The organism is Pseudonocardia sp. CA-142604 (assembly GCF_050948475.1).
In the GTDB taxonomy this organism is placed as follows: domain Bacteria; phylum Actinomycetota; class Actinomycetes; order Mycobacteriales; family Pseudonocardiaceae; genus Pseudonocardia; species Pseudonocardia alaniniphila.
Map to the genome: position 1 here is coordinate 137,496 of NZ_CP192045.1, position 23,481 is coordinate 160,976.

General features: G+C 69.9%; 22 protein-coding genes, 1 tRNA gene and 1 pseudogene. 7 read left to right on the forward strand and 17 right to left on the reverse strand.

Going from position 1 to position 23,481, the window contains the following annotated elements:
* Positions 1-59: 59 nt before the first annotated feature.
* The 3 genes and pseudogenes from ACQPZQ_RS00665 to ACQPZQ_RS00675 all read right to left on the reverse strand — a co-directional run.
* Positions 60-248: pseudogene (locus tag ACQPZQ_RS00665) on the reverse strand (helix-turn-helix domain-containing protein); the annotation flags it as partial.
* A 66-nt stretch (positions 249-314) separates the two neighbouring features.
* Positions 315-1,070, reverse strand: a complete 756-nt coding sequence (locus ACQPZQ_RS00670) for a decaprenylphospho-beta-D-erythro-pentofuranosid-2-ulose 2-reductase (protein WP_433290919.1) — start codon at positions 1,068-1,070, stop codon at positions 315-317.
* The gene (locus tag ACQPZQ_RS00675; RefSeq protein WP_433290921.1) at positions 1,070-2,431 is read right to left on the reverse strand and encodes an FAD-binding protein; all 1,362 of its coding nucleotides are present in this window, start codon (positions 2,429-2,431) and stop codon (positions 1,070-1,072) included. The genes ACQPZQ_RS00670 and ACQPZQ_RS00675 overlap by 1 nt, the downstream gene beginning before the upstream one ends.
* 140 nt (positions 2,432-2,571) lie before the next feature.
* Between ACQPZQ_RS00675 and ACQPZQ_RS00680 the strand changes: the two genes are divergently transcribed.
* A complete protein-coding gene (locus ACQPZQ_RS00680; protein WP_433290923.1) occupies positions 2,572-3,171 on the forward strand; it encodes a DUF1707 SHOCT-like domain-containing protein in 600 nt (199 codons plus the stop codon).
* Positions 3,172-3,183: 12 nt separating this feature from the next.
* Here ACQPZQ_RS00680 and ACQPZQ_RS00685 read toward each other — a convergent pair whose 3' ends face one another.
* Together ACQPZQ_RS00685 and ACQPZQ_RS00690 are read right to left on the reverse strand one after the other, a co-directional pair.
* Positions 3,184-4,878, reverse strand: coding sequence for a DUF885 domain-containing protein (locus ACQPZQ_RS00685; protein ID WP_433290925.1), 1,695 nt, complete (start codon positions 4,876-4,878; stop codon positions 3,184-3,186).
* Positions 4,879-4,942: 64 nt separating this feature from the next.
* Positions 4,943-6,637 carry a DUF885 domain-containing protein gene (locus ACQPZQ_RS00690; RefSeq protein ID WP_433290927.1) on the reverse strand — a complete coding sequence of 565 codons (1,695 nt, stop codon included), beginning with the start codon at positions 6,635-6,637 and terminating at the stop codon, positions 4,943-4,945.
* Positions 6,638-6,727: 90 nt separating this feature from the next.
* Here ACQPZQ_RS00690 and ACQPZQ_RS00695 point away from each other — a divergent pair, with 90 nt between their 5' ends.
* Entirely contained in the window at positions 6,728-7,141 is a 414-nt protein-coding gene (locus tag ACQPZQ_RS00695) for a GtrA family protein (protein ID WP_241042420.1), read from the forward strand.
* A gap of 49 nt (positions 7,142-7,190) precedes the next feature.
* Here ACQPZQ_RS00695 and ACQPZQ_RS00700 read toward each other — a convergent pair whose 3' ends face one another.
* From ACQPZQ_RS00700 to ACQPZQ_RS00740, 9 genes are all read right to left on the reverse strand, one after another.
* Positions 7,191-8,495 (reverse strand): UDP-glucose dehydrogenase family protein, encoded by a 1,305-nt coding sequence (locus tag ACQPZQ_RS00700; protein WP_433290929.1) that lies wholly within the window; start codon positions 8,493-8,495, stop codon positions 7,191-7,193.
* A gap of 49 nt (positions 8,496-8,544) precedes the next feature.
* Positions 8,545-9,591, reverse strand: a complete 1,047-nt coding sequence (locus ACQPZQ_RS00705) for a hypothetical protein (protein ID WP_433290931.1) — start codon at positions 9,589-9,591, stop codon at positions 8,545-8,547.
* Complete coding sequence (locus ACQPZQ_RS00710) at positions 9,588-11,513, reverse strand: right-handed parallel beta-helix repeat-containing protein (protein WP_433290933.1); 1,926 nt, start codon at positions 11,511-11,513, stop codon at positions 9,588-9,590. Before ACQPZQ_RS00710 ends, ACQPZQ_RS00705 begins: the two co-directional genes overlap by 4 nt.
* Positions 11,500-12,738 (reverse strand): glycosyltransferase, encoded by a 1,239-nt coding sequence (locus ACQPZQ_RS00715; protein ID WP_433290935.1) that lies wholly within the window; start codon positions 12,736-12,738, stop codon positions 11,500-11,502. The genes ACQPZQ_RS00710 and ACQPZQ_RS00715 overlap by 14 nt, the downstream gene beginning before the upstream one ends.
* Before the next feature lie 289 nt (positions 12,739-13,027).
* Positions 13,028-13,954, reverse strand: coding sequence for a galactofuranosyltransferase GlfT1 (gene glfT1, locus ACQPZQ_RS00720; protein ID WP_433290937.1), 927 nt, complete (start codon positions 13,952-13,954; stop codon positions 13,028-13,030).
* Positions 13,951-14,718, reverse strand: coding sequence for a galactan export ABC transporter ATP-binding subunit Wzt/RfbE (gene wzt, locus ACQPZQ_RS00725; RefSeq protein WP_433290939.1), 768 nt, complete (start codon positions 14,716-14,718; stop codon positions 13,951-13,953). The genes glfT1 and wzt overlap by 4 nt, the downstream gene beginning before the upstream one ends.
* A 7-nt stretch (positions 14,719-14,725) precedes the next feature.
* Positions 14,726-15,550: a galactan export ABC transporter permease subunit Wzm/RfbD gene (wzm, locus tag ACQPZQ_RS00730; RefSeq protein WP_241042440.1), complete on the reverse strand. Its 825-nt coding sequence runs from the start codon at positions 15,548-15,550 to the stop codon at positions 14,726-14,728.
* A 187-nt stretch (positions 15,551-15,737) separates the two neighbouring features.
* Positions 15,738-16,301 carry a bacterial proteasome activator family protein gene (locus tag ACQPZQ_RS00735; protein WP_379660341.1) on the reverse strand — a complete coding sequence of 188 codons (564 nt, stop codon included), beginning with the start codon at positions 16,299-16,301 and terminating at the stop codon, positions 15,738-15,740.
* Between the two features lie 110 nt (positions 16,302-16,411).
* On the reverse strand, positions 16,412-17,407 hold the full coding sequence (locus tag ACQPZQ_RS00740) for an NAD(P)H-quinone oxidoreductase (protein WP_433290941.1): 996 nt from the start codon (positions 17,405-17,407) through the stop codon (positions 16,412-16,414).
* A 54-nt stretch (positions 17,408-17,461) separates the two neighbouring features.
* On the opposite strand from ACQPZQ_RS00740, the gene ACQPZQ_RS00745 reads away from it, so the two are divergent.
* The gene (locus ACQPZQ_RS00745; protein WP_433290943.1) at positions 17,462-18,097 is read left to right on the forward strand and encodes a GNAT family N-acetyltransferase; all 636 of its coding nucleotides are present in this window, start codon (positions 17,462-17,464) and stop codon (positions 18,095-18,097) included.
* Here ACQPZQ_RS00745 and ACQPZQ_RS00750 read toward each other — a convergent pair.
* Positions 18,091-18,636: a cupin domain-containing protein gene (locus tag ACQPZQ_RS00750; protein WP_433290945.1), complete on the reverse strand. Its 546-nt coding sequence runs from the start codon at positions 18,634-18,636 to the stop codon at positions 18,091-18,093. The genes ACQPZQ_RS00745 and ACQPZQ_RS00750 overlap by 7 nt on opposite strands.
* 168 nt (positions 18,637-18,804) lie before the next feature.
* A complete protein-coding gene (gene ypfJ / locus ACQPZQ_RS00755) occupies positions 18,805-19,746 on the reverse strand; it encodes a KPN_02809 family neutral zinc metallopeptidase (RefSeq protein WP_433290947.1) in 942 nt (313 codons plus the stop codon).
* 154 nt (positions 19,747-19,900) lie between these two features.
* Between ypfJ and ACQPZQ_RS00760 the strand changes: the two genes are divergently transcribed.
* From ACQPZQ_RS00760 to ACQPZQ_RS00770, 3 genes are all read left to right on the forward strand, one after another.
* Positions 19,901-19,988: transfer RNA gene (locus ACQPZQ_RS00760), tRNA-Ser, on the forward strand.
* Between the two features lie 145 nt (positions 19,989-20,133).
* The gene (locus ACQPZQ_RS00765; protein WP_433290949.1) at positions 20,134-20,514 is read left to right on the forward strand and encodes a VOC family protein; all 381 of its coding nucleotides are present in this window, start codon (positions 20,134-20,136) and stop codon (positions 20,512-20,514) included.
* Between the two features lie 346 nt (positions 20,515-20,860).
* The gene (locus tag ACQPZQ_RS00770) at positions 20,861-21,508 is read left to right on the forward strand and encodes a cysteine hydrolase family protein (RefSeq protein WP_433290951.1); all 648 of its coding nucleotides are present in this window, start codon (positions 20,861-20,863) and stop codon (positions 21,506-21,508) included.
* Positions 21,509-21,515: 7 nt separating this feature from the next.
* Here the strand turns inward: ACQPZQ_RS00770 and ACQPZQ_RS00775 are convergent, their stop codons facing one another.
* Positions 21,516-22,340, reverse strand: coding sequence for an aldo/keto reductase (locus ACQPZQ_RS00775; RefSeq protein WP_433290953.1), 825 nt, complete (start codon positions 22,338-22,340; stop codon positions 21,516-21,518).
* Positions 22,341-22,625: 285 nt separating this feature from the next.
* On the opposite strand from ACQPZQ_RS00775, the gene ACQPZQ_RS00780 reads away from it, so the two are divergent.
* Positions 22,626-23,447, forward strand: a complete 822-nt coding sequence (locus ACQPZQ_RS00780; RefSeq protein ID WP_433290955.1) for a methyltransferase domain-containing protein — start codon at positions 22,626-22,628, stop codon at positions 23,445-23,447.
* Positions 23,448-23,481 lie beyond the last annotated feature (34 nt).

The window sequence follows — 23,481 nt, forward strand, 5'->3', positions numbered from 1 at the left end:
AGCAGAGTGCGATACGTGGTGACGGCGGCCGGTGGTTGGGTCACGAAGTGAGCGATCGGGACGCGAAGAACATCCGAGAGATGCCCGAGCTCCAGGGCCGAGACCTGGCGTTCACCGGCTTCGATGCGGACGACGGCGGTGCGGTCGATACCGAGTTCCTCCGCGAGCGCAGCCTGGCTGAGCCCGCGGGCAAGCCGCATATCGCGTACGCGTTCCCCGACCTCTGGCCACCCCTGGACCGCCTGCATATGTGCGATAGTCGCACATGCCGCGGGCAAGTGTTAACTCTTCGGCCCCCGGAGCGGGTGTACGCGTCAGCCCGGCAGGCGGCGGAAAACGGCGCGAGGCAGGTGGCGCAGCACGCTCATCAGCACGCGGAGCGGGGCGGGAGCCCAGACGAGCTCGTGACGGTTGCGCACCGCGTCGACCACCACGGCGGCGACGGCCCCGGGGGTGGTGGACAGCGGGGCGGGCTTGCGGCCCTCGGTCATCTTCGTGTGCACGAAGCCCGGCCGCACGACCGTGACGACCACACCGGACGGGCGCAGGGCCTCGGTGAGGCCGGAGTAGAAGGCGTCCATCCCGGCCTTCGTGGAGCCGTAGACGAAGTTCGAGCGGCGGGCGCGCTCACCGGCGACCGAGGAGAACGCCACCAGCGAACCGTGGCCCTGGGCGCGCAGCCGCTCGGCGAGCGCGACACCCACCGAGACCGCCGCCGTGTAGTTGACCTGCGCCAGCTCGACGGCGGTGTCGACGTCGGTCCACGCCTGCTCGTTGTCGCCGAGCAGCCCGAACGCGACGAGCGCGACGTCGATGTCGCCGCCGGTGAAGGCCTTGCGCACCACGTCCGCGTGGGTGTCGAGGGCAACGGCGTCGAACGGGAGCGTCTCGACGGCGCAGCCGAGCTTCTCCAGCCGGGCTCGCGCGGCGTCCAGCCTCTCGGACGGCCGGGCGGCGAGCACCACCCGCAGCGGCCGGTCGGAGGCGAAGGCCTCCACGACGGCCAGCCCGATCTCCGAGGTTCCGCCCATCAGCAGCACGCTCTGGGGGTTGCCCACGGCGTCGATCATCAGTTCGTCAGCTCCAGCCGCCTGGCCATGTCGGATGTGAAGACCCCGGAGGGGTCGGCGTTGTCGCGCACCTTGCGCCACTCGTCGAAGCGCGGGTAGCCACGCCGGATCGTCTCCGCGCTCGCCCGGGACTCCTTGGCGAGGTAGAGCCGCCCGCCTGCAGCGAGCACGAGTTCGTCGAGCCCGTCGCAGAAGTGGTGCAGGCCGCGGGCGATCGGGAAGTCCACGGTGATCGTCCAGCCCGGCTGCGGGAACGACAGCGGTGCGGCGTTGCCCTCGCCGAACCGCTTGAGCACGTTGAGTCCGGACGCGTGCGGCGAGCCGGCGATCCGCTCGACGATCCGGCGGAACGTCGGCTCCTCGCCGAACGGCACCAGGAACTGGTACTGCAGGAAGCCGCGCGAGCCGTAGACCCGGTTCCAGTCCCCGAACAGGTCGAGCACCTGGTAGAAGGTCGTGATGTTCTGGATCGAGCCGTGCTGGCGCTTGGGAGCCTTGCGGTACCAGAGCTCGCTGAACGCCCGCAGCGTGAAGCGGTTGGCGAGGCCGTTGGGGAAGATGTCCGGGAACGACAGCAGCTGCGGCGCGTCGAACTTCAGGGGGTCGTTGCGTAGCTTCACCGGCAGCTGGTCGACGGTGGCGAGCGAGCCGCGCGTGAGCACGGCCCGGCCGAGCTGGGCGCCGGTGGTGGTGGTGTCGAACCAGGCGGCGGAGTAGCCGTACGTGTCGTCGGAGCCGTCGGTGAGCAGCGCCATCAGCTCGTCGAGGTCGGCGGTGCGGTCGGTGTCGACCACGAAGTACGCCGACTCCGTGCGGTGCAGCTGCACACTGGCGCGCACGACCACGCCGGTGAGGCCCATGCCGCCGACGGTGGCCCAGAACAGCTCGGCGTCCGGGCCGTCCGGGGTGAGCGTGCGGAGCGATCCGTCGCCGGTGATCAGGTCGAGCGACAGGACGTGGTTGCCGAAGCTGCCCTTGGTGTGGTGGTTCTTGCCGTGGACGTCGGCCCCGATCGCCCCACCGATCGTGACCTGCCGGGTGCCGGGGAGCACCGGGACCCACAGCCCGTGCGGGAGCGCGGCGCGCATCAGGGTGTCGAGGCTGACCCCGGCGTCGAGGTCGACGATTCCGCTGCCGGCGTCGATCGAGTGGATGGTGGCGAGACCGGTCATGTCGAGCACGACGCCGCCGGCGTTCTGTGCGGGATCACCGTAGGAGCGCCCGAGGCCGCGGGCGATGATCCCGCGTGGACCCGCCGCCGTGACCGCAGCGCTGACGTCGTCGATGGACCTGGGTGTCAGCACCTGCGCCATCGTGGGCGCGGTGCGTCCCCAGCCGCGGAGACTCGCCGTTCCGGACATCCGCGTCAGGCTACTCCCCGTAGAGATCGCGGCCGCCGCTCCACCCCGTGGAACGCCCGACCGCCCCTCGGGCAGCGGAGCAGCATCTGCGCACCGGGAGTAATCAGTACCCGGCGTGGTGTCAGCACTATCCTGCTGTGGTGAGCACGCCGCCGGACCCGCCGGGACTCAGGATCTCCGACGCCGACCGGGAGCGCGCGGCCGCCCTGCTCCACCAGGCTCTCGCCGAGGGCCGGATCACCGTCTCGGAGCTGGAGGAGCGACTCACGGTGGTGTACGCGGCCAGATACGAGGCGGATCTCCGCCCGCCTCTGGCCGACCTACCGGGAGCGCACCAGGCGGCGATCGCCGCGTCCCGGCCCCTCGAGGCGCCTGATGCGCCTGCTGTGGTGCTGCGCACCGGAGCGTCCACCATCAAGCGTCGTGGCGCCTGGGACGTGCCGGCCCGGCTGCGCCTGCAGAGCGCGATGGGCTCGGTGGTCCTCGACTTCTGCGACACAACGCTGCGCCACCCGGTGATCGACATCGAGGTGGATCTCGGTGCGGGCTCTGCTCGGCTCCTCGTGCCCGACGAGGCCACCGCCGACATCGATCGCGTCGTGGCCACGATGGGCACGGTCAAGAGCAGCGTCCCGTCCATCCGGCGGCCCGGCGTGCCCCACTTCGTGGTGCACGGCCGGGCCGGGATGGGCTCGGTGACGGTGCGCAGGCGCTACCGGCTGGCGGGCCACTACTTCTGACCCGCCGAGCGGTCAGAGCCGGGCGAGCTCGTCCGTGAGGTCGTCCAGGCCGAGGCTGCCCAGCGACAGTGCGGCGGCGTGCCAGGACTTCAGGTCGAAGTCCGCGCCCCGTGCGGCTCTGGCTGCATCGCGCCCGGCGAGCCAGGCGCGTTCGCCGAGCTTGTAGCTGATCGCCTGGCCCGGCCAGCCGAGGTAGCGCACGATCTCGCTGTCGAGGAACGCGCTGGGTCGTCCGCAGAAGGCACCGAAGAACTCACGCGCGACCTCGGGCGTCCAGGTCCTGCCTGCGTGGACGGGCGAGTTCGCCGGAACCTCCAGCTGCAGGTGCATCCCGATGTCGATCACGACCCGGATCGCCCGCATCTGCTGCGCGTCGAGGTAGCCGAGGCGCGTTCCGGGCAGGGTCAGGTAGCCGAGCTCGTCGGCCAGCCGCTCGGCGTAGAGGGCCCAGCCCTCGGTGTTGCCCGACACCGACCCGATGGTGGTCTGGAACGTCGAGAGCTGGTCGGCGAGATGCGCCCACTGGGCGAGCTGCAGGTGATGGCCGGGAACGCCCTCGTGGTACCAGGTGCTGACCAGGCCCCAGAGCGGGAACCGGGTCGCGCCGAGTGTCGGTAGCCAGGTGCGGCCGGGCCGGGAGAAGTCGAGCGACGGACGCGTGTAGTACGGCGCGGCGGCGCTGCCGGCCGGAGCGATCATGGCCTCGACCGTGCGGACCGGAGCGGGGATGTCGAAGTGGGTGCCGGCGAGCTCGTCCATCGCCGTGTCCATCATCTTCTGCAGCCAGATGCGGATCTCCTCCACACCGTCGACGGCCTCACCGTGCTCGTCGAGGTGGCGCATCACGGCGATCGGCCCGGCCCCCGGCAGGATCGTGTCCGCCTCGCGGCGCATCTCCTCGTCGAGGCGACGGAACTCGTCCCAGCCCCACTCGTAGGCCTCGGCGAGGTCCAGGTCCGAGCCCGTGCTCAGCCGGGCGCCGAGCCGGTAGCGCTCGGCGCCGACGGCGTCCGGCGTGCCCTGCGCCGCCGGGAGGTACACGCGGGCGAGGTGGTCGCGCAGCTCGGTGGCGGCGGTTGCGGCGGCTCCGGCCGCCTCGTCCAGCGCGGTGCGCACCGCGGGCGCGACGTCGTCGGGCGCATCCGCGACGAAGCCGTGGAACCAGGAACCCCGTGGATCGGCGAGCCACGCGTCGAGCTGGCCGACGGCCGTCTCGACCTGTCGCGGCGCAGCGTGGAGGCCCCGACGTGACCCCTCGGTGAGCGACGCGATGTACCCCGCATACGCCTGCGGCACCTTCGCCATCCGGCGCGCCACCACGGCCCAGTCGTCCGGCGTGACTGTGGGCATCAGTTCGAACAGCTGCCGGACCTGCTGGTGTGGCCCGAAGATGTTGCGCACCTGCCGCAGGTGCTCACCCGCGTCGCTCACGGCGAGCTGCGCCTCGAGGCGCTCGCGGAGCAGCCGTGCGCAACGCCGGTCGTCCTCACCGGCCACCGCGGCCGTCGGCAGCCCCGCCAGCGCCGTGTTCGCGAGATCGTCGACGGCCTGCTGGCCGTCGGGGGAGAGGTCGGGCACCCGGTCGTCGCCGAGGTGGGTGCCCAGCGAGGTCGCAACCCTCGTGTCGAGGTCCGCGAGGCGTCTGACGTAGTCGTCGGCGAGGGCACGCACCCCGGTGGGGGTGCCGTCAGGGGTCACTGTGGTCACCCGATGATCGTGCCGGGCCGGGGCGATCTCCGCATCCGGCCCGTCGGGGTATGGACCGGGACAGTCAGAGTCGGGCGAGCTCGTCCGTGAGGTCGTCCAGGCCGAGGCTGCCCAGCGACAGTGCGGCGGCGTGCCAGGACTTCAGGTCGAAGTCCGCTCCGCGGGCGGCTCTGGCTGCGTCCCGGCCCGCGAGCCAGGCGCGTTCGCCGAGCTTGTAGCTGATCGCCTGGCCCGGCCAGCTCAGGTAGCGCACGATCTCGCTGTCGAGGAACGCGCTGGGTCGTCCGCAGAAGGCACCGAAGAACTCACGCGCGACCTCCGGCGTCCAGGACTTCCCCGGGTGGACGGGCGAGTTCGCGGGGACCTCCAGTTGCAGGTGCATCCCGATGTCGATCACCACTCGGATCGCGCGCATCTGCTGGCAGTCGAGGTACCCGAGCCGTGTGCCGGGCAGCGTGAGGTATCCCAGCTCGTCCATGAGCCGCTCGGCGTAGAGCGCCCAGCCCTCCATGTTGGCCGACACGGCCCCGACCGTGGTCTGGAAGGTCGAGAGCTTGTCGGCGAGGTAGGTCCACTGGGCCAGCTGCAGATGGTGGCCGGGAACGCCCTCGTGGTACCAGGTGCTGACCAGGTTCCACAGCGGGAAGCGGGACGCCCCGAGTGTCGGTAGCCAGGTGCGGCCGGGCCGGGAGAAGTCGAGCGACGGGAACGTGTAGTACGGCGCTGCCGCGCTGCCCACAGGGGCGATCATGGCCTCGACGGCGCGGACGGGAGCAGGGATGTCGAAATGGGTGCCGTCCAGCTCGTCCATCGCCGTGTCCATCATCTTCTGCAGCCAGATGCGGATCTCCTCGACGCCGTCGACCGCGGCGCCTTTCTCGTCGAGATGACGCATTGCGGCGATCGGCGTGGCCCCGGGCAGCACCTTCTCGGCCTCGTGGCGCATCTCGGCATCGAGGCGGCGGAACTCGTCCCAGCCCCATTCGTAGGCCTCGGCGAGGTCGAGGTCCGAGCCCGTGTTCAGCCGGGCGCCGAGCCGGTAGCGCTCGGCGCCGACGGCATCGGGTGTGCCCTGGGCAGCGGGGAGATAGACGCGCGTGAGGTGGTCCCGCAGGTCCGCAGCAGCGGCAGCCGCAGCTCCGGCAGCCTTCTCGAGCGCGGCCCGTACCGACGGTTCGGTGTCCTCCGGGGCCTGCCTCACGAACGTGTGGAACCAGGAGCCTTGGGCGCCGTCGAGCCACTCGTCGAGCTGACCGACTGCCGTCTCGACCTGTCGTGGTGCCGCGTACAGACCCCGGCGCGCCCCCTCGTCGAGCGACGCGACGTATCCCGCGTAGGCCTGTGGCACCGCCGCCATCCGGCCGGCGACCACAGCCCAGTCGTCGGGGGTGGCGGTCGGCATCAGCTCGAACAACTGCCGGACCTCGACGTGCGGACCGATGATGTTGCTGACGGCCCGCAGATGCTCGCCGGCCTCGCTCGCCGCGAGCTGGGCCTCGAGGCGCTCGCGCAGCAGACGGGCACAGCGGCGGTCCTCGTCACCGGCGACCTCGGCGGTGGGGAGGGCGGCCAGCACGGAGCGGTGGAGCTCGTCGAGCGCCTCCTGGCCACTGGGCGAAAGGTCGGGCACCCGGTCGTCGCCGGGGTGGGAGCCCAGCATGGTGGCGACCCTGGGGTCGAGGTCGGAGAGGCGCCGCACGTAGTCGTCGGCGAGCGTGCGCACCCCGGTGGGAGTGCCGGCAACGGTCTCTGTGGTCACCCGGTGATCGTGCCGTTCCGGCGCGATCTGCGCACCCGGCCCATCCGGGGGAGGGACCGGGCGGGCGGACCCGGCCGATACTCTGCTCTTGTGACCGCGACCCGCCCCGCACCGGCCGAGCTCGGCCTGGTTGCGCAGCTGAGCCGGTTCGTCGCCATCGGCGTGCTGTCCGCGCTGGTCGACTTCGGCAGCTACCAGGGGCTCCTCGCGCTGGGCACCTATGTGCACGTCGCCAAGGCCATCAGCTTCATCCTCGGCACCACCACCGCGTACCTGCTCAACCGGCGCTTCACGTTCACGGTCGACGGCGCGGGCCGTGCCAGGTTCGCGGGCTTCGTACTGCTCTACGGCACCACGTTCGCCCTGAACATCGGGATGAACGCGCTCATGCTCGCCGTGCTGCCTGCCATCCCGCTGCGGGTGAGCATCGCCTGGGTGATCGCCCAGGGCACGGCCACGGCCATCAACTTCGTGATGCTCCGCACGGTCGTCTTCCGACACTAGGCCCGCGGTTTCCGGTCCGGCGGCTCACGGCCGCCGGACCGGTGGTGCGTCAGCTGCGGCCCAGCCCGATCCACGCGAAACCGGCCCGGCGGAGGACGTCGGGGTCCAGCAGGTTGCGGGTGTCGATCACCACGGGAGACCCGATCACGCCGCCCAGCGCATTCCAGTCCAGCGACCGGAACTGCGGCCACTCGGTGAGAACCACCAGCGCCGCCGCGTCCTTCGAGGCGTCCAGCGGGTCGTCGACGACGGTGATCCCGCTGGTCACCCCCGGCACGTCGTGCGGGCAGGCCGGGTCGTAACCGGAGAGCTCGGCCCCCTCGTCGCGCAGCAGCTTCGCGACGGCGAGCGACGGTGAGTCGCGCAGGTCGTCGGTGCCCGCCTTGAACGTGAGGCCGAGCAACCCGATCCGCTTCCCGGCGAGCTGGCCCCCCACGGCGGCGCGGACCTTGTCGACCACGCGCCGCTGGGTGGTCTCGTTGGTCCGCAGGCTCGCCCCGACCAGCTCGAAGTCCATCCCCGCGGCCGCGGCGATCTGCAGCAGGGCGTGGGTGTCCTTCGGGAAGCAGGAGCCTCCCCAGCCCGGCCCGGGCGAGAGGAAGGTCTGCCCGATACGTCGGTCGTAGCCCATGCCCTCGGTGACCTCGATGACGTCGGCACCGAGCCGCTCGCACAGGTCGGCGAGCGCGTTGACGTAGGACAGCTTCATCGCCAGGAAGCAGTTCGCGGCGTACTTCACCATCTCGGCGCTGGCCGCGTCGGTGAGCTGGGTGGGGGCGCCGAGCTTGGAGTACAGGGCGGCCACGCGCTCCGCGGCGTCCTGGGCGTCGCTGCCGACCACGATCCGGTCGGGGTGGAGGAAGTCATGCACCGCGCTGCCCTCCCGGAGGAACTCCGGGTTGCTCACGACGGACACGTCGCGGCGGCCCAGCATCTTCCGGGTGGCCTCGGCGGTGCCGACCGGCACCGTCGACTTGTTGACCACCACGCAGCCCTTCGGCAGCAGGTGGCGCACCTCGTTGGCCACCGCCTCCACGGCACGGAGGTCGGCGGCGCCTCCCTCGCCCATCGGAGTCGGGACGCAGAGGAACACCACCTCGACGGCGGGCTCATCGGGGCGCACGATCGCATTGCGGGCGCCGAGGACGAACTGGAGGCGGCCGGCGGCGACCCCCTCGGAGACGAGCTCGGGAAGCCCGGGCTCGAGGATGTCGATCTCGCCCTGTCTGAGGCGGTCGATCTTGTCGGGGTCGATGTCGGCGCACACCACGTGGTGGCCCAGCGAGGCCAGACAAGCGCCGGTGGTCAGTCCTACGTAGCCGGTGCCGATGACGGCGATCCGTCGAGCGAACACATCGGCTCCTCTCGATTCGATTCGGATGGTCTGGAGAGGTCGTGGCGGCTCAGCCGCAGTCCTCGGGGCTCAGCCCCCGGCCGGCGTCGACGCTGCGGTTGTCGCAGCCGACTCGGTTCCGCTCCTTGTTCTTGGTGACGTTGATCGCATAGCCACCGGCGTTGACCGTGGCGCTGTTGTTCTCGAAGGTGTTGTCCAGGCCCCAGCCGTCGAGAATCTCGTGCACCTGGAATCCGTCCTCCGGGCTGTCGGTGCCGACGTTGCCGGTGATCTGCCAGCCGTTCCCCTTGACGTCCACCCAGGAGTCGGCGTCGGTCATCCCGATGCCCGAGAACGTGTTGCCGCGCAGCGTCCCGCCCGTGGTGCCTTCCTTGATGTCCACCGACTCCGACGTGGTCTCGGAGATGGTGTTTCCCTCGATCACGTTGCGATCACTGCGGTCCGGCTCACAGTTGGTCTGGTCGCACCAGTTGCTTTCGGCGCTGCCGATGTAGATGCCCTCGCCGTACTTGCCGTTGCGCAGCCCGGTGCGTCGCACGGTGTTGTCGCGCACCACGTTGTCGGTGCTGTTCTGCCTCAGGTGGATGGCCTCGTCGCCGGTGCCCTCGACGAGAAGACCCTCGATGAGGTTGCCCTGCGCACGGTCGGCCATGACGCCCTTCTGGCCGCCCCGGACGGTGAAACCGCTCAGCTGCCAGTAGGCCGCTCCGTCGAGATGGAACGTGTAGTCCCCGTCGATGGCCCCGCCGTCGAGGATCGCCTCGCGCGAACCGCAGAGGGCGATCGGCTTGTCGGGGGTGCCCTGAGCACCGGCCACGAACGTGCCGGGGTAGGTGCCGGGAGCCATGGCGATCACCGAGCCCGGGTGGGCCCCCGCGAGTGCTTCGACGAGCTCGTCCGAGGTGCGGATCTCGGTGGTGGGCTTCTGGGTGCAGGCGGATCCGGCCGTGGGCGCCGGAGCGGGAGCCGGTGGCGGCGAGGGTGGTGCCGGGCCTGGGCTGCCGCCGCACGCGGCGACCCCTGCCAGCACCACCGCGGCGGCCAGACCGCCGGCCAGCCTCGCCAGCCGACGTCCGGAACGGTTCCCCGGCGTCACTTGCGCGCCCCCTTCCCGGAAACGACCGTGACGCGGGTGACCGGCAGCGCCACGGTGGCGGACGCCTCCTCCGGCCCCGGGCGGGGCGGGACGGGGGGCCGCGGGCCGGGGCGTGGCATCGGCCGCGGTGCGGCCGGGGCGGGCCGGCCGACCGAGGTGATCACGTTGTTGTTGCCCGGGACCGGAGGGCCGGGCGGCACGTTGACGTAGGGGTGCACGTGGTCGTCGCGTAGCCGCCGACGGCGCTTGTGCCACACCCGGGCGGCGATCGGGAGCAGGAGGATGAGCAGCCACAACAGCAGCAGCGGGTGGTCGGCGGCGTAGTCGCGCCAGTAGCGCAGCTCGTCCCGGTCGACCGTCCACCGGGACTCGTCGTTGGCCGTGATGCCGACGGTGGCCGTGATGCCGACACGGTTGATGTCGAGCGCCGCCAGGCCGCGGCCACCGAGCTTGTTGGTGGTGACGGACGACCCGGTGACGTCACCGACCAGCGAGACGGCGTACCTGGACGCGGCGCGCACCTCGTTCTGCTCGACGGCCGCCGATGCGTCGGTGACCTGCACCGCGATGACCGCGGAGCCGACCCGGTTGGCGGTGACCTGCGCGTTTCGGATGCCGCCGCGCACCGCGATGCCGAACTCCGTGGCGTCCACGGTGTTGCCCGTGATCGCAGGCCGCTCTGTGGCGCCCCGCACCACGATCCCGTCGCGGTTGCCCGAGACGGTGTTGTCGCGCACGACGAGCCCGCCCGCCTCGACGGCGAGGATCCCCACCTCGGCGTTGCCCGTGGCGGTCGAGCGTTCGATCGTGTAGCCGGCGCCCTGCGCTGTGCTCGCCCCGCCGGCGGTGGCTTCTGCGGCCAGCGGGGAGCCGTCGATCCGGAACCCGTTGCCCTTGTTGTCCGCCGCGGTTACCTCGGTGAGGGTGATGCGCTCGGCCCCACGGGTGGCCGTCACGCCGTCGCGTCCGTTCCCGGTGCTCGTGACGTCGGTGGCGACGACGCCGCCCGTCTCCCGGTGCAGCAGCAGCCCGTCGAGCTCGTTGTCGCGCAGCGTCGCGTCGTTGAGGACGACGTCGTTGACCCGGCTGGTGAAGATCCCGTAGTGGCCGCGTTCGACGCTCACGTGGTTGGCCGAGCCGGTGGCCGGGGCGCCCGCGCTACCGGTCCAGGCCACGCCGCCGGTGCGGCCGCTCCAGAACCCCAGGTCGGCCGCGTTGACCTCGGTGAGGTCCATCCGGGCCCCGACCGCACGCAGGTAGGCACGGCCGTCGTTGCGCTCGGTGTCGGCCGCGTTCGCCGCGGGATCCCAGCTCGTGACGGTGAGCGGTGCGTCCGGGCCGCCGGAGAGCGTCAAGGTCCCCTTGAACGCGACCAGCGCGGCGAACCCGTTCGGGCCGCTGGCCATCCGGAGCGTCGCACCAGGCTCCTGGACCCGCAGCTCCGCGCCGCGTCCGACCACCACGGAGCGGTTCAGCAGCCACGATCCGTCGGGGAGCCGGGCCGCTGCGCCGAGGCGCTCCAACGACGGCATGTCGTAGGGCTGGGGGCGGGGGGTGAGGACCATGGTCGACACGGTCTGGCCGGCGGCGGCCGGCACCTCGTAGGGGACATCGGACGGCGGCCGGTCGCTGACGATCGCGAAGAGCCGGTCGTCCTCGGCCTCCACGAGGGTGGCCTGGTGGTGCTGCGCCTCGGTGGTGGGGGCGCTGGTGTCCTCGGCGTCGGTGGGCGCCTCGACGACTCCGGCCTCCTCGGCGTCGTCGAGCATGCTGCCGGTGTCGGACAGGTCGGGGCCGAGCACCCGCTCGACCATCCCCGTCTGGACGGCGGCCACGGCGATGCCACCGACGACGGCGAGTGCTGCGAGCCGCACGAACCACTTGCGGCCGGTGCGTGGACCGGCTGGATCAGGCTGCGCCACGGCTGTCCTCCGTCAGGCTGGCCTCGTCCTGGCCCTCGCCGCCAACGAGGTCGGCGCGGCGGGTGAGCCATCCCTGCTTGTTCATGGTCAGGAACGCCCAGGTCTTGATGGGCAGGGCGACGAACATGATCACGAGGGTGACCAGCGGCAGGATGACGATGTCGGACGGGGTGCGGCGCAGGTGGGAGAAGCTGCGGATGGCGCGCCCGAGGAACAGCCACGCGAGCCCGAGGATCACAGCGAGCTCACGCTGGGGGCTGAACCAGGCCGCGACGAGGTAGTACACCGTCGCGAACATGGTGACCGGCGTGAAGAGGATCTGGAACACGGTGAGCTGGGAGATCACCGGGACTCGCCAGAGCCAGCCCTTGTAGAGAGCGGTGAGGTAGCAGCGGTAGGAGTTGCGGCTCCAGCGGACGCGCTGTTTGCAGAACGCCTTGAACGTCGAGGGGAACATCGACAGGGCCCGTGCGGAGTCCTGGTGCTCGGTGCGGTAGCCCTGCGCGAGTACCAGCCAGGTCAGCCGGCCGTCGTCGCCCGCGACACAACGCCTGCCGAGGAAGTATTCGTGCTCGAGGTTCGCCAGCACCGGCATCACTGCCGCGCGGCGGTAGGCCGCGGTGCGTCCGGAGACGCAGACGACGCCGCCGCGGCGGGCCGTGGCGGGCACGTAGTCCATGTACCGCAGGTCGATGATCCAGTCGGCCACGCGGCGCCAGACGCTGCTGCGCGGCTCGTGGACGTTCTGCCGGGTGCCGACGGCACCGACCTTGGGGTTGGCGAAGGGCATCTGCACGGCGGCGAGCAGACCCGGTTCCCATGCGGTGTCGGAGTCGGTGAGGACGAGGACTTCGTGGCGGGCGGCGCGGATGCCGACACCGAGAGCGGAGCGCTTGCCTTCGTGGGCGAACATCATGACGTGGATGCGCCGGTCGTGGCGCGCCATGAGCCGGTCGCGGGCTTCGAGGTCCTCCACGTCGAGAACGATGATCACCTCGGTGGGTCCCTGAGCGAGCCAGGTGTCGAGGCAGCGCATCAGGACGTCGGGGTCCTCACGGAACGACGGGACGACCACTGAGGTGGTGGTCCGGAAGTCGTTGACGAGGGGGCGATATCCGGCTGACATGACCTTGCGGATCAGCCATACCGACCACGAGATCCCGCCGATGATGCCGACCGGCAAGAAGAGCTGCCAGTGCTCCAGAAAGCGGAGCCAATCCCACATCGTTTTCCCCCGATTCTGACCACTATCGAGGGACGAAATTAGCAGCGGGGTACGGACAGCGATCACCTGGAGTGGTGGTTAGAGGTGTTAACGAGGGTTTAACCTTGATCGGTCGAGTCGGAGCTTCTCCGCAGGTCGGAGGCCTGTATTGGAGATACTAGACGCATTTCGTTAACGTTCAACCGTCTGCACGACTAACAGCAGAAAAAGATACGATAAATTTGTCGTGATCCTCATCACACACGATCGTGTAGTGCCTTGTGGCGAGTTGTGACGGCCCCGCTGAGGGTCAGGCGCGGTGGAAACGCTCCGCACGTCCCTGGCGCACCAGGCGCACCCACTGCACGAACTGGCGCGGGCTGCGTTTGGTGACCAGGAAGTACCAGGCGAACCGCGGCACCTCGAGCAGCCCGACCTTGCGCATCCCCGGCTGGGACACGAGGTACCCGCGGTTGCGGTAGGTGTAGTAGCGCTTCACGGGGTCGTCGGGGTCGCGGGCGTGCAGCCGACCGCCGAGCATCGGCTTGTCGTCCTCGGAGCCCGCCGGGTGGAGATAGGCGGCGCGGAGCGACGTGCCGAACGGCAGGCACGAGCGCACCAGCCTGCGGTGCATCTCCACCTCGTCGCCCCGGACGAACAGCCGGAGGTCGGGAACCCCGATGACGTCGAGGGTGCGAGCCCGGAACAGCGCCCCGTTGAACAGCGCGGCGACGCCGGGAAGCAGCTCGTCGTCGGCTCCGTGCCCGGAGTCGGCGGCGAGGGCGGCACGCGAGCGGTGCCAGGTGAGGCCGCGGCGCACCGCGAACGCGAGGCGGTCGGGATGGTCCATGTCGGCCACGGTGGGCGACACCGCGGCCAGCCCGCGGCGCTCCGCGAGATCGACGAGGGTGGCCAGCACGGTCTCGTTGGCCGCCCGGCCGTCGTCGTCGCCCAGCCAGATCCACTCCGCGCCCATGGCGAGCGCATGGAGCATGCCGAGGGCGAAGCCGCCGGCACCTCCGAGGTTGTTCCAGGACGGCAGCCAGGTGGCCGGCAGACCACAGGCCTCGACGATCTCACGAGCAGGCTTGTCGGGCCCGTTGTCCACGACGATCAGGTGGGCGATCGGGTGGGTCTGTTTGGCGAGCGCTGCGAGCGAGTCGACCAGCATGTCGGTCCGGTGGCGGGTGACCACCACCGCGACGACCGAGCCGGCCGCGAGCGGCGCGTTGTTCACCGGCTCGCTTCGATCTCAGCCAGCACGTCACGGCCCTTGTAGCTGCGCAGCACCTCGCGGAGAGGGCCGTGCTCGCGGATCGTGCCCTGGTCCATCCAGATGGCCGTGTCGCACAGGTCGGCGAGGAACTCGTCGGAGTGCGAGGCGAACACCAGGATTCCGGAACGCTCCACCAGCTCGTTGAGCCGGTCGCGCGCCTTGGCGAGGAACTCCGCGTCGACGGCGCCGATGCCCTCATCGAGCAGCAGGATCTCGGGATCGATGCTCGTGACGACGCCGAGCGCGAGCCGCACGCGCATACCCGTGGAGTAGGTGCGCAGCGGCATTTTGAGGTAGTCGCCGAGCTCGGTGAAGGCCGCGATGTCGTCGACCCGCGCCTCCATCTGCTTGCGCGTCATGCCGAGGAACAGGCCGCGGATGAGGATGTTCTCCAGCCCGGAGATCTCCGGGTCCATCCCGACTGCCAGGTCGAAGACCGGCGCCACCTTGCCGATCACGGAGGAGCGCCCGCGGGTGGGTTCGTAGATGCCCGACATGAGCCGCAGCAGCGTGGACTTGCCTGCTCCGTTGTGCCCGACGAGCGCGACGCGGTCGCCCTTGCGCAGGGACACCGTGATGTCGCGCAGCGCTTCGATGATGGGCACCTTCGAGTCGGTGCCGATCCGGCCGCCTGCGCGACCGAGTACGGCCTTCTTCAACGAGCGCGTCTTCGCGTCGAAGATCGGGAAGTCGACGGCGGCCCCGTCGAGATCGATGCTGACCATTCCGTCCTCAGACCCAGTACGCGACGCGGGAGCGGTAGTTGCGGAGACAGACGAGCGCTGCGATGCAGCCCGCCACAGTGATGACGCCGACCACGGCCCAGTGGTGCCACACGATCGGCTCGCCCAGCAGCGGCTCGCGGAGGATCTCGACGTAGTGCAGGACGGGGTTCAGCTCGGCGATCCTGGCGCGCTCGGCGACCGCCGGGTTCTCGAGCAGCGTGTTGTACTGCCACACGATCGGCGTCACGAAGAAGAGCAGGTTCGCGAGGCTGGCGATGATCGGCGGGATGTCCCGGAACCGCGTGGCGATGATGCCCGTGACCACCGAGATCCACGCGCCGTTGACGATGAGCAGCGCGAAGGCGGGAATCGCCAGCAGGAGCGTCCAGCCCAGTGGCGGCCGGAAGATCGCGACGAGGATGCCCCACACCACGAGGTTGTGCAGGAAGAACAGCGTCTGGCGCCAGACCAGCCGATAGACGTGGAGACTCAGCGGCGCCGGCAGGAACCGGATCAGCCCCTCGTTGGCGATGAAGACCTCGCTGCCCTCGAGGATGCAGCCGTTGATGAAGTACCAGATCAGCAGGCCGGTGGCGACATAGGGCAGGAACGTGCGGATGTCCTCGCCGAAGAGGGCGCCGTAGAGGATGCCCATGGCCGTGGCGACAACGGCCATGGTGATGCTGATCCAGAGCGGCCCGAGCACCGAGCGGCGGTATCGCTGCTTGATGTCCTGCCAGCCCAGATATCCCCACAGCGGACGCTGCCGCCATCCCTGCCCGAGGTCGTCGAATGCCCGGCGCCAACTGCGGGACGCAGGCGCGTCGGGCATGACCGTCGGCAGGGACGGCGCATCCTCGGCCCGGTCGTCACCGGTGGTCATCGTCTGAGCCACCGGACGAGGGTACCGACGAGTTGTGGGTGGCTCGTGCGGGCCTGCCCCGATTGCAGCAACGCGAGGTCGTCGCCGGTTTGAGGCATGATCGCGCCTCTCCGGTGACGGGTTGTTGTCGTCCGGCTTACAGGTACTGGCCCGTCCCCCGTCCGAGGTGACCCTCTGGGCCCTGCTGCTGCGGAGAGGCACCGGGCGGTAGCCCTCTGCGCATCTGCTCCAACTGCTGGCGGGCAGCCATCTGCTGGGCGAACAGCGCCGTCTGGATGCCGTGGAACAGTCCCTCGAGCCAGCCGACGAGCTGTGCCTGTGCAATCCGCAGCTCGGCGTCGGACGGGGTGCTGTCGTTGGTGAAGGGCAGGCTGAGGCGGTGCAGCTCCTCGCGCAGCTCCGGCGCGAGGCCGTCCTCCAGCTCCTTGATCGAGTTCTCGTGGATCTCGCGGAGCCGGTTGCGGGAGGCCTCGTCGAGCGGCGCGGCTCGCACTTCCTCGAGCAACTGCTTGATCATCGTGCCGATCCGCATGACCTTGCCGGGCTGTTCGACCATGGTTTCCATACCGCCCTGCTGGTCGCCACCGTCCTCGCCCGACCGCGGTAGCGTCGCCATGCCCACGGGACGGCCGTCCGGCCCGATGACCACGACCTGCTGCTCGCCGCTGTCGTTCGCGTTCTGTTCCGATGGCTGGCTCATTGGTCCCCGTGTTCCCCGGCGAGCAGATGCCATGCCCGCCGCATCACTGTCAACGTCCTGTTTTCCCGATACCGTATCCGCACTGCGACGGGCAGGCGCGTGCTCGACCGTCAGTCGTTGCCCGGCGTCACCAGCAGCAACTTCCCGACCACACCTCCGGCCTCCAGCTGCGCGTGAGCCTTCCCGGCGTCCGGCATCGGGACGCTGCCGTGCGTGATCGGGCGCACCTTCCCCTGCTCGATCATCGGCCACACCTGCTCCCGCACACCCGCGACGACCGCGCCCTTGCCGTTGGGGCCGTCCACCGGGCGGCCGCGCAGCCCCATCGCCGTGACGCTGGCCCGCTTGACCAGCAGCTTGCTGAGGTTGAGCTCGCCCTTCGCGCCGCCCTGCAGGCCGATGATCAGCAGTCGCCCGTCGGGGGCGAGGGCGTCGATGTTGGCGGCCAGGCCCTTGGCGCCCATGTTGTCGAGGATGACGTCGGCGCCGTAGCCGTCGGTGGCCTTCTTCAGCTCGGCGGGGATGTCGTCGTGGTAGTCGATGACGATGTCGGCACCGAGCTCACGGCAGCGCTCCAGCCGGTCGGGCGCCCCCGCCGTGGCCGCGACCCGCGCACCGAGCGCCTTCGCCACCTGGATCGCGTGCGTCCCGATCCCGCTGCTGCCGCCCTGCACGAGGAACGTCTCGCCTGCGCTCAGCCGGCCCGCACCCACGATGTTCGACCAGACCGTGCACGCCACCTCGGGGAGGCCGGCTGCCGTCACGATGTCGACACCGGAGGGCACCGGCAGGAGCTGAGCCGCCGGCACCGCCACCTTCTCCGCGTAGCCGCCGCCTGCGAGCAGCGCGCACACCTCGTCGCCGACCTGCCATCCCTCGACGCCGTCGCCGATCTGCGCGATCCGCCCCGAGCACTCCAGCCCGATGATGTCCGACGCACCGGGGGGCGGCGGGTAGTGGCCCTGACGCTGCAGCAGGTCGGCGCGGTTGACCGCGCTGGCCACGACGTCGATGACGACCTCCCCGGGGCCCGCTACGGGGTCGGGGACCTCGGTCCACTGGAGGACTTCCGGACCACCCGGGGCACTGACCGTGATCGCATGCATGGCCTCGAAACTATTCGGTCGAGTTCACCCGTGCAGATCCGGCAGGGTGCCGCCATGACGCCGGAGCCCTGGCCGCTGCGCCACCTGACCTTGCGGACCCCGCGGCTGGTGCTGCGTCCCGACGACGACGAGGGTCTGCTCGAGCTCGTCGCGGAGGCGGAACGAGGGGTGCACCCGCCCGAGGAGATGCCGTTCCTCGTCCCGTGGACCGACAACATCGGCCACCAGACGATGCAGTACTACTGGTCCGAGCGGGCGCAGCTGGCCCCCGAGAAGTGGACGGTCAACTTCCTCGTCCGCCTCGACGGGCGCGTGGTCGGCATGCAGGGGCTGAAAGGCGCGAACTTCGGGATCCTGCGCGAGGTCGTCACCGGCTCCTGGGTCGGCCTGCGCCACCAGCGCCGCGGTATCGGCACCGAGATGCGCGCCGCCGTGCTGGCGTTCGCCTTCGACCACCTCGGCGCCGTGCGCGCCCGGTCCTCGGCGTTCCGGGAGAACACGGCGTCGATGCGGGTCTCGGAACGGCTCGGCTATCGCCCTGACGGCACCGAGCCGATCGTGCGTCGCGGGCGGGCCACGGAGGACGTTCGGCTGCTCGTCACGTCCGAGCAGTTCGTGCGGCCGCCCTGGACCCTGCGGGTCGAGGGGGTCGACGCGTGCCGCCCGCTCCTCGGCGTCGCCGCTCAGTAGGGCAGGTCGGCGTCCTTCCAGCCGTCGTTCCGCTCGGCGTTCTCGAGGATCTTCTGCCAGCGGGCGGGGCTGCGCTCGGTCTCGTGGAAGTCCGTGGTGGTGGCGTGCCGGAACTCGAGCACCTCGGCGCCCTCGGAGCCCGCCGTGTAGCCGTACGCCTTGCCGGCGGGGACGAAGAAGCCGCCACCCGGCTCGATCACGCGCTTGCCGAGGATGGCCTGGCCCTGGAGCACGTAGTAGAGGCAGTCACTGTCGTGCGTGTGCGCCGGGAGGATGTAGTTCGGCGCCAGGTAGACGCGCACGATGCTGAACCCCTCGGACCCCGCGTGGCAGAACGGGACGAGCGACCGCAGTCCGTTGAACATGGACGTCGCGGCGAACTCCTCGCCGGGGCCTGGGGTGAAAGTGACCTCGGTGAGCATGTCGCGCAGCGAATGCACCGCCTCACCGGTGAAGATCGAGAACTCGTCGGAGGCCGGGAGGCCGGACGTCGAGCCCGGGTCCTTCAGCTCCTGGGCACGGTCCGTCGTCGAGGTCATGGGTGGTCCTCTCGTCCGCTGCGCCGTCGCAGGTCCGCTCGAACGCTACGGATCAGCGGACCGGCGGAGCCACGTCAGTTCTGCTGGACGGAAGCCCACCCTCGCGAGATCCGGCTTTCCGCCCTCGGAGGGGCGATCAGGCGGATCTCGAACCGATCACTGCGGGATTCAGCCGAGGTTGACGCCTCGGGCGAACGTGTCGCACCGGCTCGGGTCGCCGGTCTGGTAGCCGGTTGCGTACCAGCGCTCGCGCTGGGCGGAGGTGCCGTGGGTGAACTGGCTCCGGTCCACGCGCCCGCCCCCGAGCTGGCTCTGGATGTAGTCGTCGCCGATCCGGGCGGCGGTGTCGAGCGCGGCGGAGACGTCCTCCTGCGTGACGTCGGTGATGAGCGGGCGTCCGGATGCCGTCGGCACCGACGTCGCGTGGTTGGCCCACACGCCGGCGTAGCAGTCGGCCTGCAGCTCCAGGCGCACCGAGCCCGAGGTCGGACCCGCGTCCCCCGCCCGCACACGCTGGTTCGTGCCCAGGAGCGCCTGGACGTGGTGGCCGTACTCGTGGGCGATCACGTACGCCCGCGCGAACGGGCCGCCTTCGGCACCGAAGCGCGTCTCCAGCTCGCGGAAGAACGAGAGGTCGATGTAGATCTCGTTGTCGGTGGGGCAGTAGAACGGGCCGACATCGGAGGTGGCGCCACCGCACCCGGTTCTGACCGAACCACTGAAGAAGTTGGTGCGCGGAGGCTGGAAGCTGATGTTGGACCGGGCGAACGTGTCGCTCCAGAAGCCGTCGAGCGAGTTGACGACGGCCACGACCTCGCAGTCCAGCTCCGTGTTGGCCTGGGCGCCCGACCGGCAGCTCGAGGCGGCCTGGGACGTGTCGGCCGTCTGACCCTGCGGGAGGCTGCCCAGCCCCGACGGAAGCCCCAGCCCGCCACCGCCCCCGCTGCCACCCCCGCCGAGGGAGGACAGAAGGAAGTACAGGATCAGCCCGATGATGCCGAGGCCGCCGCCCCCGACCGCGACCCGACCGCCGACGCCCCCGCCACCACCGCCGCCCCTCAGGTCGTCGATGTTCGAGGTGTCGAGATCAGCGTTCTCGTCGAACCGCATCGCAGCCTCCCGTGCTCGGGCGCCGATCCCATCACACCTGATGGGGGGTGCGCCTGCTCGGTCGGGCGCCTGTCACCCTCCGTTCACGATCCAGGTCGTTGCGCGACTCGGGTGGAGCTGCAATGCGGTGCCGGCAGCGGGCTACGCTCTCTCCGGAAGCGTGGCAGAGCGGCCGAATGCACTCGCCTTGAAAGCGAGAGACCCGCAAGGGTCCGGGGGTTCAAATCCCTCCGCTTCCGCCAGGTCACGGGGTTACCCCGGCGATCCCCCGCACCACGTGTGCCGGCAGCAGCGATACAGCGGTGTGGCGACGATCGTGGAAGCCGGGTGTTCCCGGGCGTCGGGAGCTTTCCCGGGCAGTTCCCAGGCCGGGGGTAGGTTTCGCCGATGGCATGTCGTATCGGTGAGCTCGTGCTCGGTTGCCGCGACCCTGAGGTGCTGGCCCGGTTCTGGTGCGAGGTCCTGGACTTCGTCGTGCTCGATCGCGAGGACGACGGCTCGGTGGAGATCGGGCCGCGTGAAGGGATCGGCGGTCCGCAGCCGACGATCTTCCTCAGTCGCAGGGATGAGCCGGAGCAGGGAAAATCCCGGCTGCACATCGACGTCAACCCCACCGACCGCGATCAGGACGCTGAACTCGAACGCCTTCTGGAGCTCGGTGCGCGCCCGGCCGACATCGGTCAGACGGGGGAGGAGCAGTGGCATGTCCTGACCGACCCCGAAGGCAACGAGTTCTGCCTGCTCAAGACCCGCCTCAACCCACTCTGACGCTCCTCCGTCACGTCCCGGCACCAGGTTCGTGTCACGGGCGCGTCGTGCTGTGTGACCAGCGTGGCGACAACCCCCAGGTTGACGGTCGAGCTGAGTGACAGCAGCAATACGGAATTGATGTGCCACAACCGAGTCGGGGTGCATTCGCAATCACGTGCTGCCGTGCTCGGCATCGGCTGGATCCACTTATGACCTTCGTCATCTTCCGATCGTGAACCCGTGCTGGCAGATTCGGCAACAGGCCATGTTTGTCGACTGCCGCAGGGTCGGCGCGCCGCTGGGATACCGCGACTTTCCCGCGCCCTGAGAGCGACCTTGCAGTCCCAGGAGATCGGGAGATGTCATGCCGTACGCGATCGACAGGATCGACCCGTCCCGCACCGCGATGATTGTTCTGGACATGCAGAACGATTTCGTCGCCGAAGGGGCGTCCATGCAAGTCAAGCAGGCCTCGGCGATGGTCGGGAGGCTGTCCGACACCTTGGATTTCTGCCGCACCACCGGTATCAAGGTCATCTACACCGCGCATGTCCACCGCAGTGACGGCTCGGACATGGGCATGTACGACGATCTCATCCCAGAGATCGCCGAGCGCGCCGCGCTGGTGGACGGAAGCCCGGGTGCCGAGATCTTCCCTGGCCTCGCGCCGGCCGAGGGTGAGCATGTGATCAAGAAGCATCGCTACAGTGCATTTTTCGCCACCGATCTCGACCTGATACTGCGCGAGTGGGGTATCGACACCGTCGTGATTTCCGGGACGACCACCGAGTGCTGCTGTCACGCGACGGCACGAGATGCGATGTTCCACAACTATCGCGTGGCATTCCTCGCTGACGTGACGGGAACGGTCGACTACCTCGAGGTCGGCCAGGGTGCCCTGTCAGCCGACGATATCCACCGCACGACACTTGCAATACTTGCGCGCACCACGGCGCACGTGATGACGGCTGCCGAGTTCCGAGTATTGGTGGCCGCTGAACCTGCGGCGTGAGGAGCGGTCAGGGGAAGACGTCGGGGTCGAGGCCGGTGCGGCGACCGTTCTCGAGGTTTGCGATCGCGGCCATGTCCTCGTCGGACAGCCGGATGTCGAAGATGTCGATGTTCTCCCTGATGCGCGACGGCGTCACCGACTTGGGGATCACGATGTTGCCGAGCCGGAGATGCCAGGCCAGCACGATCTGCGCCGGCGACTTGCCGTGCCTCTCCGCGAGCCCGGCGATCGTCGGGTCCGCGAGCAGCTCGCCGCCCTTGGCAAGCGGGCTCCAGGCCTGGGTCGCGATCGCGTGCTCCCGGAGGTAGGCGCGCAGCTCACGCTGTGGGAGCCACGGGTGCAGCTCGATCTGGTTCAGCGCGGGCAGCGTGTCGGTCTCCGCCGCGAGGCGCTCGAGGTCGGAGATCCGGAAGTTGGAGACGCCGATCGCGCGTGCCTTGCCGTCCGAGGCGATCTTCTCGAAAGCCCTCCAGGTCTCCACAATGCGTTCCGCCCGCGGGCGCGGCCAGTGGATCAGGTAGAGGTCGACCTGGTCGAGGCCGAGCCGCTGCAGGCTTTCGTCGAGTGCGGCGATCGCCTTGTCATAGCCGTGACGGTCGTCGGCCAGCTTCGTGGTGACGAACAGCTCTGCGCGCGGCAGCCCGCACTCGCGGACGGCCTGACCCACGCCCTCCTCGTTGCCGTAGGCCGCGGCTGTGTCGATGTGCCGGTATCCGGCCTCGATCGCGTCGCGCACGACGACGGCCGACTCGACCGGCCAGGAGCCGAACCCGATCTGCGGGATCTCGACGCCGCTGTTCAGACGGACGAGCGGTGTTTGTGCTTGCGACATGGGCCGAGGCTACCCATACCTCAATGCGCCGCACCACCAATCGCAAAAGGGTGCCCCGGGAGCTGAATAAATAACTCCCAAGGGTTATTGCCGGTCGGTGAGGGGCAGTTCGAGGCTCGTGACGCGGCGACACATCAGGAGGCCTCGCAGACCATGGGGAATGATGATTCCGGCGACCTGCAGTTGCAGTCTGTCTCTTTTGTGGAAGGTCGAAGCGGAGGTGGATCCACGGTGACAATGCTCACGTCGTCAGCTGCCGGGATCCCGTGAAGTAACTTCTGTGGTGTGTCGGATGGAGAACTGAGGGTTCGATCGTTCCAGTCGGATCGGGTCGACGAAAAGGAGGTTTCATACCTCGTCGAGTTGCTCGATCGGCAGGCGGCGATGTCGGCCGTGAGCGAATTACGGGACTGGGCGCATGAGGCTTTGGCGGTGCGCCCCGGGCAACGTGCGGTGGAGGTCGGCAGCGGTACGGGCCCCTCGGTCCAGCGGCTGGCGGCTGCCGTCGGTCCGGACGGAGAGGCGATCGGTCTCGACGTGAACGCGGGACTGTTGGCCGTGGCGGAGGACCGAGCGCGGCGCGCCGACTCGGCGGCCCGGTTCGTGCACGGAGACGTCTATGCGGCCCCGTTCGCGGACGGGTCGGTCGACGCGGTGCTGTGTGAACGGGTGTTCCAGTTCTTGGACCGGCCCGAGCATGCCGTCGCCGAGATCGCGCGAGTGCTGCGGCCGGGCGGGCGAGTGGTGTTGATCGACAGCGACTGGTCCAGCGCGACCTTGTACCCGGGCGACCCCGAGGTGCTGCGGGCCGTGGAGTCCATGCTGGCGGGCAGCCTCCATACCCGAGAGCCGCTGGCGGGCCGGAAGCTGCGAAGCTGGCTGGCAGGAGCGAGCTTGACGGTCACCGGCCACGAGGCGCGCACGATGTTCCTGCCGTACGACATGTTCCTGAACGCCGGGCTGCTGGCGTTGATCGACCTGGCCGTCGCTCATGGCGAGATCACGGCAGAGCAACGGCAACAGTTCCTCGCCGGGCTGGCGGACGCTCAGAGCCGAGGCGAGTTCCACGCCTCGGTCACGATGTTCGCCGTGGTGGCCCACCGGTGAGGTGATCTCGGCGAGTTACTTCCGACTGTAAACC